This window comes from Nocardia sp. NPDC102475, from assembly GCF_055584605.1.
Map to the genome: position 1 here is coordinate 94,947 of NZ_JBVJLS010000023.1, position 10,832 is coordinate 105,778.

Annotated in this window: 10 protein-coding genes and 1 pseudogene; 3 read left to right on the top strand and 8 right to left on the bottom strand. The window is 66.1% G+C overall.

Annotation, left to right across the window (positions count from 1 at the left end; genetic code table 11):
* Positions 1-66: 66 nt before the first annotated feature.
* Both ACZ60G_RS33660 and glf read right to left on the bottom strand, forming a co-directional pair.
* Complete coding sequence (locus ACZ60G_RS33660; protein ID WP_465815287.1) at positions 67-1,998, bottom strand: glycosyltransferase; 1,932 nt, start codon at positions 1,996-1,998, stop codon at positions 67-69.
* Positions 1,995-3,227, bottom strand: a complete 1,233-nt coding sequence (glf, locus tag ACZ60G_RS33665) for a UDP-galactopyranose mutase (RefSeq protein WP_465815288.1) — start codon at positions 3,225-3,227, stop codon at positions 1,995-1,997. Before glf ends, ACZ60G_RS33660 begins: the two co-directional genes overlap by 4 nt.
* Before the next feature lie 157 nt (positions 3,228-3,384).
* On the opposite strand from glf, the gene ACZ60G_RS33670 reads away from it, so the two are divergent.
* Positions 3,385-4,452 carry a hypothetical protein gene (locus ACZ60G_RS33670; protein WP_465815289.1) on the top strand — a complete coding sequence of 356 codons (1,068 nt, stop codon included), beginning with the start codon at positions 3,385-3,387 and terminating at the stop codon, positions 4,450-4,452.
* 156 nt (positions 4,453-4,608) lie between these two features.
* On the opposite strand, the gene ACZ60G_RS33675 is transcribed toward ACZ60G_RS33670, so the two are convergent.
* A complete protein-coding gene (locus ACZ60G_RS33675; RefSeq protein ID WP_465815290.1) occupies positions 4,609-5,331 on the bottom strand; it encodes an SDR family NAD(P)-dependent oxidoreductase in 723 nt (240 codons plus the stop codon).
* A 104-nt stretch (positions 5,332-5,435) separates the two neighbouring features.
* Between ACZ60G_RS33675 and ACZ60G_RS33680 the strand changes: the two genes are divergently transcribed.
* Complete coding sequence (locus ACZ60G_RS33680) at positions 5,436-6,062, top strand: TetR/AcrR family transcriptional regulator (RefSeq protein ID WP_465815291.1); 627 nt, start codon at positions 5,436-5,438, stop codon at positions 6,060-6,062.
* Positions 6,063-6,131: 69 nt separating this feature from the next.
* Here the strand turns inward: ACZ60G_RS33680 and ACZ60G_RS33685 are convergent, their stop codons facing one another.
* The 4 genes from ACZ60G_RS33685 to ACZ60G_RS33700 form a co-directional block, all read right to left on the bottom strand.
* On the bottom strand, positions 6,132-6,812 hold the full coding sequence (locus tag ACZ60G_RS33685; RefSeq protein ID WP_465815292.1) for a hypothetical protein: 681 nt from the start codon (positions 6,810-6,812) through the stop codon (positions 6,132-6,134).
* A gap of 66 nt (positions 6,813-6,878) precedes the next feature.
* Positions 6,879-7,427, bottom strand: coding sequence for a hypothetical protein (locus ACZ60G_RS33690; RefSeq protein WP_465815293.1), 549 nt, complete (start codon positions 7,425-7,427; stop codon positions 6,879-6,881).
* Between the two features lie 147 nt (positions 7,428-7,574).
* Positions 7,575-8,336 (bottom strand): MerR family transcriptional regulator, encoded by a 762-nt coding sequence (locus tag ACZ60G_RS33695; protein WP_465815294.1) that lies wholly within the window; start codon positions 8,334-8,336, stop codon positions 7,575-7,577.
* Between the two features lie 68 nt (positions 8,337-8,404).
* Positions 8,405-9,331: an EamA family transporter gene (locus tag ACZ60G_RS33700; RefSeq protein ID WP_465815295.1), complete on the bottom strand. Its 927-nt coding sequence runs from the start codon at positions 9,329-9,331 to the stop codon at positions 8,405-8,407.
* A 70-nt stretch (positions 9,332-9,401) separates the two neighbouring features.
* Between ACZ60G_RS33700 and ACZ60G_RS33705 the strand changes: the two genes are divergently transcribed.
* Positions 9,402-9,938, top strand: coding sequence for a MarR family winged helix-turn-helix transcriptional regulator (locus ACZ60G_RS33705; RefSeq protein WP_465815296.1), 537 nt, complete (start codon positions 9,402-9,404; stop codon positions 9,936-9,938).
* Positions 9,939-10,278: 340 nt separating this feature from the next.
* Here ACZ60G_RS33705 and ACZ60G_RS33710 read toward each other — a convergent pair.
* Positions 10,279-10,832, bottom strand: a pseudogene (locus ACZ60G_RS33710) (hypothetical protein); the annotation flags it as partial.

Here is a 10,832-nt window from a genome sequence, read left to right on the forward strand (position 1 = left end):
CGCCGTGGCCGTTCGCACTCGAGTGCACCGCGGTGTTGTCGTCCGCGGCGGTGGCTTCCAGACTCACTACTGCTCATCCTTCGTATCGATACCGAAGACGTTCTCCCAAGCCGCCGTGCTGGTCAGCGTCGGGTGAGCGGCGCGGTAGCGCTGCTGCATCTCCGGGAAGCGGGCCGCCAACTCTTTGCGCAGCCGCATGGCCTCCTTGAACAGGCCGAGGGCCTGACGCGGATCGCGCTTACGGTAGACCACGCCGCGGCCGTCCGCGGTGGTGACGGTGACGCCGTCGATCTGCGAGAGCAAGAACCAACGGGCGTCCAGCGTAGGCACATTCAGCTGCGGACGCTCGTGATGCTCGGCATGTGCCGGGCGGAAGTTGTGCACGACGCCCTTGGCCAGGCGGACCACCTTGGCGATCGGATTCGCCGGTTCACCGACCGCGCCGACGCCGATGTGGCTGGCCAGCGGCAGTTCGGTGGACGACGGCAGGATGACCGCATCCGGGTACTGCTTGCGCATTTCGTGCACCACGCCGAGGGCGCTCGGCAGCAGTTGGAACAGTCGCTCCGGTCCGGCGAGGAAGTCCTTGATCGCCAGATTCTGGATGGCGACCGTCGAATACTCCAGGCAGAGCAGGTGTTTCAGGGTCGCCTTGACGGTGTTGACGACCATGCCGCGACCGTTGCCCGGCATGTGCAGCGAGGCGACCACCAGACGGTTGCGCAGGTGGAAGTACGCCTGCCAGTCGATCGCGTCGTCCTTGTCGCTCCAGGCCATATGCCAGACGGCGGCGCCGGGCAGGGTGACGGTGGAGTAGCCGTGATCGCGGGCGCGCAGCCCGTATTCGACGTCGTCCCACTTCAGGAACAGCGGCAGCGGCTGACCGATCTCCTCGGCGACCTGGCGCGGGATCACGCAGGTCCACCATCCGTTGAAGTCGACGTCGATGCGCCGGTGCAGCAGCTTGGAGTTGTCGCGGTCCTTGAGCGGGTACTTCGAGAAGTCGTGGTCGTATTCGACATTCGGCGCGGAGGTCCACATGAAGATACCGCGATCCACGACCTCGCCCATGCTGTGCAGGTGTGAGCGCTCCTGCAGGTTGAGCATCTGCCCGCCGACCAGCATGGGCGACTTGGCGAAGCGAGCGAAGGCCAGCGCACGCAGGATCGAATCGGGTTCGATCTCGATATCGTCGTCCATGTAGACGATGTACTCGGCGTCGGTGGTTTTCAGCGCCTCGTACATGACCCGGCTGTAGCCGCCGGAACCACCAAGGTTGGGCTGATTGCGGATGGCGAGCCGATCGCCGAGCACCGCGGCGGCATCGGCGAAGCCGGGCTCGTCGACCACCTTGCGGTTGCCCTGATCTGCGACGATGACCGCGGCGACCTTCTCGAGCACCAGCGGATCCGAGCCCAGCGCGCCAAGGGTTTTCACCAGATCGGTCGGCCGGTTGAAGGTCGGCATGCCGACCGCGATGGTGCCCGCACCAGGCGCCTCGACCGGCGCGTACCAACCGCCCGCGAGCAGCGTGACTGCCGTATCGGTGGTGATGTCGAACCAGATCCAGCCGCCGTCCTCGAACGGGCCGAGATCGGTCTCGAATTCCACCTGCACCGATTCGGTGCCGGGCGCGACCGCGAATTCCTTGCCCTGCACGTGGATCCGCGAGCCGTCCGCCTTCGAGCGATAGACATCCACGCGTCCGTGTCCGGCGAGTTCCAGCCGCAGCACCACCGACTTCAGGATGCTCCAGCGCCGCCAGTAGCTCGCGGGCAGGGCATTGAAGTAGGTGCAGAACGACACCTCCGACTCCGCGCCCACCGACAGCGAGGTGCGGGTGGTGGCGTGCGCGCGCCGGGCGTTGGTCGGCGACTCCTCCAGGTAGAGGGTGCGCACGTCCAGCGGTTCACCCGGCCGGGGCAGGATGATGCGCTGCAGCAGCGATTTCGCGCGGGTTTCGGTGGTCATGTCTTCCAGGATCGATTGGGAGGTCATTCGTCGCCTTCATCCGAAAGAGGTTCGCCCGACTCCAGGTGCGGCCGCAGGACATTGTCGAACATGCTGAGCGCGCTGCCGATCGCCATATGCATATCCAGGTACTGGTAGGTGCCGAGGCGACCACCGAAAAGCACCTTCGCAGCTGCGGTTTCCTTCTTCGCCAGCGTCCGGTACGCGGTGAGCTTGGCGCGGTCCTCCGGTGTGTTGATCGGGTAGTACGGCTCGTCACCGGTCTGCGCGAAACGGGAGAATTCGCGCATGATCACGGTCTTGTCGTTCGGGTAGCTCTCGCGCTCCGGGTGGAAGTGCCGCGGTTCGATAATGCGGGTGTAGGGCACGTCCGAATCGTTGTAGTTCATCACCGAGGTGCCCTGGAAGTCACCGGTTTCGAGTACTTCGGTCTCGAAATCGATGGTGCGCCAGCCGAGTTCGCCCTCGCTGTAGTCGAAGTAGCGGTCCACCGGTCCGGTGTAGACGATCGGGGCGTCCGGGTTCTCGGCGCGAATCTGCTCGCGCACGTCGAACCAGTCGGTGTTCAGCCGGACCTCGATGAGCTCGGCGGCGGCCATATTCTCCAGCCACTTCGTGTAGCCCTCTTTGGGCAGACCCTCGTAGGTGTCGTTGAAGTAGCGGTTGTCGAAGGTGTAGCGCACCGGCAGGCGGGTGATATTGCCCGCGGGCAGTTCCTTCGGATCGGTCTGCCACTGCTTGGCGGTGTAGTCGCGCACGAATGCCTCGTAGAGCGGACGGCCGATCAGCGAGATCGCCTTCTCCTCGAGGTTCTGCGCGTCCTTGGTCTCGACCTCCGAGGCCTGTTCGGCGATCAGCTTGCGCGCCTGCTCGGGCGTGAAGTAGCGGCCGAAGAACTGGGAGATCAGACCGAGGCCCATCGGGAACTGATAGGCCTGCCCTTTGTGCATCGCGAAGACCCGATGCTGATAGCCGGTGAATTCGGTGAACTGGGTCACGTAGTCCCACACCCGCTTGTTCGAGGTGTGGAACAGGTGCGCCCCGTACTTGTGCACCTCGATCCCGGTCTGCGGCTCCGGCTCCGAGTAGGCGTTGCCGCCGAGGTGGTAGCGACGATCGATCACCAGCACCCGTTTACCGAGCAGATTGGCGGCGCGCTCGGCGACGGTCAGCCCGAAGAATCCGGAGCCGACGACGATCAGATCGAACTGAGAGGCGGAGTTTGCGGAGTTACCCGGGGACGATGCGACGGTCACGGGTGCCCAGCGTATCGGAAGTCCGCGCGCGGGCCGGGTGGAGTCGCGACCTGCGCGCACTCGGCGACGGATGCCATCGGAATTTCTCCTGGTGTTCGCCGAAACGAATACGCCGCCGCAATAGAGCCGCTATTACATACGGACGCGAACTGATCACATGTCCAGTTGGACAATCGCCAGCGTCACCGCCGCCGCGACCGCGCTGCGCACGGCGGTGCCGGGCGACCAGGTCGCCGCCTTCGACCGTCAGGTCGCCGATTTCCGCGGCACCATCGCCGCTGTGCGGGTGCATCGGGACGGGCTGCCGGTCGCGCCGTCGACGGTGAACGAGCGCACCGAATTCCTCGACGATCCGATCGTCACGTATTTGGTCAACGGCCTGGACGCGGTGCGGACCGGGCGGCTCGACACCACCACGTCGATATCCCGGCTGACCGTGAATGATGTGATCGAGGTCTTCATCCTCGCGACCCGGATCGTGAAGATTCCGGCGCAGTTCGCGGCCGGTCTGGTGCCCACGGTCGGATTTTTTCTGAAGCCGATCGTCGGTGCGGCGTTCACCGGTGTGAAGTCGCTGGCGCGCACAGTGCCGGACTTCCTCGCCGCGAATTGTGCAGCGCCGAACGCGTATCCGAAGTTGGTGTTGGACGAATCCGTCTACACCGAGCACGTCGAATTGCCCCGGGCGCTGGTCGATCTCGCCGACACGGTGGTGCGCGCGAACGGAACCTGCACTCCCATAGCCGAATTGACCACCCGGACGCTGGTCGAACGCACCAGGGCCTTCCTGGAGCAGGCCGATCTGCCGCTGGATCGAGACGGGCTGAGCGCCGGGGCCGAGTCTCTGCAACGCTTTCTGCGCGATAACCGGGTCGCGAAGCCGGCACTGATGCGCCGGACCGAGGAACTGGGGCCGATCGTCGATGCGCTCGACTACGGTCCGGTGACCTTCCTGTCCAACCTCGGTTTCGACCTGTACGAGGGTAAGGCGCTCGACACGGTCGCTTTGGCGGATGTGCAGGTGGAGAACGCCTTCGACCTGGCCACGCTGACGTTGGATGTGACGAGTCTGCTGCTCACCGTCGCAAATTTGGCGACGGGGTGGACCGGGGTGAGCAACGCTGTACTCACGCCGTTGTCCATCGTGCAGACGGTCGTCTTCGCGCCGACTACCTACGGTGCGCCGATTCTGAAGGGCGTTCTGCAGTCGATGTGCGCGGTTTAGTTGTCGTAAGCGCCCATTCCCGACCTCGATCCGCGGGATCCTGCGGATTCGTCACGGGAATGGGCGCTGAAGCCGACCGTTCACATCGCCAGCGTCGCCATCCCTACGTCTACGCGAGTCGTACCGCAGGGCGATCCGGCGGCCGTCACCGTAGAACTACTCCGGAAAGCCGATATCCGACTCGACGGCGTCGCGATCGGTGTACATGCGCCAATAGTGGTCGCCCAGTTCGGCATTGGTCATGCGGACGATCTCGAGTCCGGCCGGGAACAGTTCCGGCTGCTCGTCGACCAGGCGCTCGGCCTTGCTGTTGCCGATCAGCGCGCCGATATTGAGCAGGCCGACATAGACGCCGGTGCCTTGCAGTTCGATCGCGAGCTGGCGAATGTAGGTGCGCTGCGCGCCGAGTGCGACGCCGAAATTTGACAGATACGGGACCGGATACCTGTCGGAATATCCGGACGAAAACAGCAGTGCCCCTGCGCCGCGCTCGATCATCGCGGGCGCGAGCGCGCGGGTCATCCAGATCGGTGAGTAGACCTTCAATTCCAGCGGGACGCGCAGGTTGGCGGCGTCGACATCGAGGGTGGCCGGGATGCGATCAACCACATCGCCCGCCGCGCCGTGCATCGCGACATCGATCTGCCCGAACTCGGCCGTGATCTTGTCGACCACGCTGTACAGCTGCTTTTCATCGGTGAGATCGGCTGGGAAGGCCGCGGCCTCGATGCCCTCGGCAGCCAGTTCCGCGACATGTCCGCGGGCCTTATCCGGATTCCGCCCGATGACCGCCACTCGGAACCCTTCCCGGCCGAACCGGCGTCCGGTCCCCATGCCGAGCCCGGGCCCGAAGCCGAATATCGCGATCGTCTTGGTCATAGTTCCTCGCTAAGTTGAGCATGGGTTCAAGTTAGCTTCGACGGTAGCATTAAGTTGAACCTATGCTCAAGATAAGTCGGGTACCGGATTTGTAGGATCGGCGAATGCCCGTGGACAAGCCGTTACGCAGCGACGCCCAACGCAACCGGGACGCGCTCGTCAACGCCGCCCGCGAGGTCTTCGAGGAACGCGGCCTGGACGCACCGCTCAAGGAAATCGCCGCCCGCGCCGGCGTGGCCATCGGCACGCTCTACAACCGCTTCCCCACCCGCGACGACCTCATCGCCGCCGCCGTCGAGGACCGCATCGAAGCGGGCGGCCGCATTGCCCGGGAGGCGATCGAAATCCAGGACCCCTGGGACGCTTTCGTCTACCTGGTCGAGAAGGTCTGTGAACTCCAGGCGGCCGACCGCCTCCTCAGCGACCTCGCCCTACGCGGCGCCCCCAGCCCCGCGATCGCGCACGCCCAGGAATACGGCCACGGGCTGATGCGTCAAATCGTCACCCGCGCACAGGAATCCGGCGCCCTACGCCCCGACTGGGTCCTGGAAGACATAGCCTTCATCACCTGGTCCCACACCCGCATCATCGAGGCCACCGCCAAAATCGCCCCCCAAGCCTGGCGCCGCCACCTCGCCCTCGTCCTGGACGGCCTCCGAGCCACCGCCGCCCACCCCCTCCCGGTGCCGCCCATCACCGAAGATCAACTGATGCAGGCGCTCCAGGGCTAGCGCCGGATGCGCCCGCGCGGCACTCGTCCGGAGTACGTCAGTGCGGCCGAAACAACCTGTGGGCCGAGCTCACTGATACGGATACGGTGATTGCGCAGCAGGAGGCTGCTGTGGATACGGGGAGTGCCCGGGCTGAAATGCGGACGGCTGATAGGGATCCGGTGCAGGCTGGCCATAGGCCGCGAGCTGCGCATAGGGCGTTGCCGATGGCTGCACCGGCTGGCCATACGGCGCAGGTTGCGCATACGGCTGAATCGGCTGACCGTACGGCGGGGGCACCGGCACCCGCGGGCGGCGACGCTCCGCGATCCAGCGTCCGGTCGAGCCGACCGCCGCCAGTGCCATCGTCGTGAGCATGAGGGCCACTCCCACTGCCGACGTCGGACTGAAAACACCGAACATGGCCACGCCGATAAGCAAGTCCACCAGGGCCAGCCCGCAGCCCAAGAGCACCATCACTCGTCCGATGGTCAAACGGCAGAGCAGCAGAATGCCCCCGATGATCAGGAGGAATGCGATGAATCCGGCTGCGACCGCGGCGAATTGCACCTTCCCGGGCGTCACACCGAGAATCTTGGAATCGAGCGCGGCGATTGCTGCAGCCCCAATTACGTTCAAGCCCCCAGCAACCAACGCGAGCACACCCGCGGTGATTCCGGTGCCACCGCCAGCGGGCTGCGGCGGCGGATAGTCGAACGGTGGTTGCTGACCGTAACCCGGATGGCCGGGTTGGCCGTATGGGTAACCCATCGAGATCTCCCTCCCACTTCGATCGCGAAACTGTACCGCCCCAACGGTTTCGCTCGACGCGTGCGATCAGTAGATCAGCGCGGGGTGGGACGGGCGTGCGGGGCGAGCTGCGGTCCAGCGGGCGGCGGATCTGTTGGCACACAGGACGAAAATGAGGAGGGGTTGGGCGAGGTCGATGGCGGTGCGGAGCAGGTTTTCCTGGATCAGGGCGGTCATCTGGCCGACCAGGCCGAAGAGGAGGGACACCCAGGTCGGGTGGTCGGCGGTGGACCACCAGAAGATGCCGAGCCCGAATTCGTAATCGGTGAGCGAAACGGCAAGTCCGACGATGCCGATCGCGATCGAAAGACCGGACGCGACGATCAGGGTGTAGCGCCCGGTCTCGTCCTGACGCCAGAGCTGGACACCGCCGAAGATCATGACAGCGGCCATCAGCGCCGCCCCGAGCGTGGTGAAGATGACGAGCGAATTGTCGAACCGGCTTCGATTGTCGATGAAACCGACGACCAGCACCGTGCCCCCGACCAGGCTCCCCAACCCGTACAGCACCGCAAGCGCCGCGCCGATCATCGCGGCCGCCCCGCTCGGCGGCCGATCCTCACTCCGGTAAAGCATCGCCGACACTCCTCCCCACCTGGTTGTGGACGATTCGATCCTACGGCCGCGGACCGGCCTCCGGCGTGCTGTCGAATTGCCGCGCCACGACGACCCCGGCGGACCGGGAGTAGGGCGTCCGCTGGATGCGGGCGCCCTACCTTGTTGTTATCGCAGGTTGGCCTCGGCGTACGTCTTCATCGCGTCGCGCACGAATTCGGTTGTGCCGTCGCCGTGTACGTCGTAATTGGCCGCGAAACGCGGGTCGGCGACGTACATTTCGCCGAGTCCGGTGAAGTACTCGTACGACGGGCGGCGCTGCGAACCGACCCCGATCCAGTGGTAGTGCCGCGCGACGATGGCCTGGACCTCGTCGCTGTCCGGAGCGAGTCCGGCGGCGTGCGCCCGGCCGTAGTCGGCGGCGATATCCAGGTGGGTCTGGAAGTGCGCCTGCTTATCCGCCTCGGTGAGCGAGCGCCACCAGCGGTCGCCGCTTTCGTAGGCGGTCTTGCCCCAGCGTTCGATCACCTCATCCTTGTACCGAGTGTGGTCGAAACCGTCGAAAACCTCTGCTGCCATGAGTTGTTCACCTCGTTCCGTCTTGTGCAGCGTGGTGGTCACCGACTCGATCTGGCGCCGGATCCGATCCTGTTCCTGCCGAAGCAGTTCCAGGTGCGCGCGCAGCGCGGCGGCGGTGTCCTGTTCGCCCGCGAGAACGTCGGCGATGACCGGAAGGCCGAGGCCGAGTTCGCGCAGCAGCAGGATGCGTTGCAGCCGAACCAGGGAGTCCTGGTCGTAGTAGCGGTAGCCGTTGGCGCCGATCCGGCTCGGCGGCAGCAGCCCGAGCTGCCCGTAGTGGCGCAGCGTTCGGCTGGTGGTACCGGCCGCCTTGGCCAGATCCTGGATGGACCATTCGGTGCCCGTTCGCATGACCTGTTCTCCCTTCTTTCTCGTCGGTACAACCAGCTTGCAAGTTGACGTTACGTCAAAGTCAACCCTTAATGTGCGTCCACCGGCACCCGAGGTGTGACCACGGCAGGTTCTGTCCGCGGCTTTGCGACCACCTGACCGAGCAGCGTGCCGCCGAGCGCGATACCGAGTCCGACCACCTGCAGCGGGCTCAACCCTTGGCCGAGCGCGATCCACCCGATCACAGCCGCCGATACCGGGCTGAGCAGTCCGAGGAAGGCGACCGAGGTCGCAGGCACCTTGGCGATGCCGCGGAACCAGAGGAAGTACGCCAATGCGGTGCCGATGACGCCGAGGTACAGGTAGCCGCCGACGGCCCGGCCGTCGAGTGCGGGCGGCGCACCCTCGATCAGGAAGGCGAGCGGTGCGATGAACAGGCCGCCGGCGGTGAGCTGCCAACCGGTGATCGCGAGCGGTCCGACACCCTCGGGTCGACCCCAGCGCTGGGTGAGCACAGTGCCCATCGCCATGGCCGCCGCACCGGCGAGTCCGGCGATCACACCGACCGTATCGAGCTGCGCATTGGCGCGCAGCACCACGAGCGCGACCCCGAAGACACCGATCAGGCCCGCGATCACCTTGCGCCCGTTCGGTTTTTCGGCGAGCACGACGGTCGCGAAGGCAAGTGCGAACATCGGCGCGACCGCGCCCAGAACACCGGCGATGCCGCCGGGCAGCCGGTACGCGGCGAGGAACAACAGCGGGAAGAACGCGCCGATATTGAGGACACCGAGGGCAGCGGCGCGCCCGAGCCAGACCCCGCGCGGCAGTACGCGGGTGATGGCGAGCAGTGCGAGCCCGGCGGGCAGGGCACGCATCAGCGCGGTGAAGAGCGGACGGTCCGGCGGCAGGAATTCGGTGGTCACGGCGTAGGTGGAGCCCCATGCGATCGGGGCGAGTGCGGCGAGCGCCAGGGTGCCGGCGTACGAGTCACGCGCGGCGGTGGTTGTTGTCATGTTGGTCGCTCCTCATTGATAATCTCAACGTTGAAATATCTACTCGCTGGCATACCTCACCGTCAAGTAGATGAATGTTGAGATAATCACTATCGAGAGGAACACCGTGGCCGACGCGATCGATCTGTTCACCGCGCACTGGAACCGGGAACGGCCGGACGTCGACGTGTCACCGATGGCGGTGATCGGACGCATCCAGCGGCTTTCCCGCCTGCTGGAACAGGAACTGAAGAAGTTCTTCGCCGGACACGGACTGGAGTTCTGGGAGTTCGACATGCTCGCGACCCTGCGCCGCTCCGGTGGCGCCGACGGACTCACCGCGGGCGCCCTCAACCAGGTCGCCATGCTCACCTCGGGCGCCATCACCAACCGCATCGACCGCCTCGCAGCCAAGGGCCTCGTCGAGCGCGCACCCTGCCCAGAGGATCGCAGAGCAATCCGCGTCCAACTCACCGCCACCGGCCGCACTCTGATCGACGACCTACTGCCCTTGCACATGGCGAACGAGCAGCGCCTCCTCGCCGCACTCGATCAGCAGGACCGCGGTCACCTCGCCGATCTGCTGCGAACCCTGACCGAATCGCTGGGCGATTCCGCGTCGTCCTGATTCGACGACTGCCGAATACGCCACCGACAACTACTGCCGCGCAAGCGGATTGCCAAGACCGACACCGGGCTGCGGCAAATGGGTCGCAAGCCGCGCCACCCAGGGACCGACGCCAGCGGTCGACACGGCGTCCCGCCAGCGCCGATCGTCCGGAGGGGCAGCACTCCCTTGTGAGCCGCACACCCAATGCACGGTGCGCGCCCGCGAGAATGGGTGCGAGCAGGTGCGGCCGGGCCGGGGATGAGGGCCTGTGCGGGCGATACGCCACGCGGCACGAGCAGCGGTAATCGCGCGGAAGCCGCAGCCACCCGGGGGCCGAGGCAAGCGGTGGGTAGGGCGACTAGAGCTCTTCGGTCAGCTCCGATTCCTCGCTCGTCGGCGCGCCCGAGGGGATCGCGGGAGCGCGTGGAGGTGGCGGGGTCGGGGTTGATGCGGTGGTCGGAGCGACGGTGGTTCCGGGCGGGACCGAGACCTCGGGCGCGATGGCGGCGCCTGGTGCTGCGGAATGTTCCGGCGACACGGCATTTCCGGGCGCAAGCGCGCCTTCGGGCACGGCGCTTCCTGGCAGGGCGTTGCCGCCGGGCACCGCACTTTCGGGCGATATGTTGCCGCCGGATAGCACGCTCGCGGGCGCGACATCGGCGGGCACAGCACCCTCAGGCACGGCGTTCGCGCCACCAGGCACAGCACCCTCAGGCACGGCGTTCGCGCCACCGGGCACTGCGCTCTCGGGTGAGCTGTACACGCCGGGCGGTACCGCACTTCGGGGCGGCGCGCTTTCGGGCACGCCATTCGCAGCACCGGGCACTGCGCTCTCGGGTGAGCTGTACACGCCGGGCGGAACCGCACTTCGGGGCGGCGCGCTTTCGGGCACGCCATTCGCAGCACCGGGCA

What these genes read in the sequence shown, in the direction of transcription:
- ACZ60G_RS33690 (WP_465815293.1), bottom strand. Translation starts at nt 7,427, where the DNA reads ATGCTTTACCGGAGTGAGGATCGGCCGCCGAGCGGGGCGGCCGCGATG.
- ACZ60G_RS33680 (WP_465815291.1), top strand. Translation starts at nt 5,436, where the DNA reads ATGCCCGTGGACAAGCCGTTACGCAGCGACGCCCAACGCAACCGGGAC.
- ACZ60G_RS33695 (WP_465815294.1), bottom strand. Translation starts at nt 8,336, where the DNA reads ATGCGAACGGGCACCGAATGGTCCATCCAGGATCTGGCCAAGGCGGCC.
- ACZ60G_RS33675 (WP_465815290.1), bottom strand. Translation starts at nt 5,331, where the DNA reads ATGACCAAGACGATCGCGATATTCGGCTTCGGGCCCGGGCTCGGCATG.
- ACZ60G_RS33670 (WP_465815289.1), top strand. Translation starts at nt 3,385, where the DNA reads ATGTCCAGTTGGACAATCGCCAGCGTCACCGCCGCCGCGACCGCGCTG.
- ACZ60G_RS33705 (WP_465815296.1), top strand. Translation starts at nt 9,402, where the DNA reads ATGAATGTTGAGATAATCACTATCGAGAGGAACACCGTGGCCGACGCG.
- ACZ60G_RS33660 (WP_465815287.1), bottom strand. Translation starts at nt 1,998, where the DNA reads ATGACCTCCCAATCGATCCTGGAAGACATGACCACCGAAACCCGCGCG.
- ACZ60G_RS33700 (WP_465815295.1), bottom strand. Translation starts at nt 9,331, where the DNA reads ATGACAACAACCACCGCCGCGCGTGACTCGTACGCCGGCACCCTGGCG.
- ACZ60G_RS33685 (WP_465815292.1), bottom strand. Translation starts at nt 6,812, where the DNA reads ATGGGTTACCCATACGGCCAACCCGGCCATCCGGGTTACGGTCAGCAA.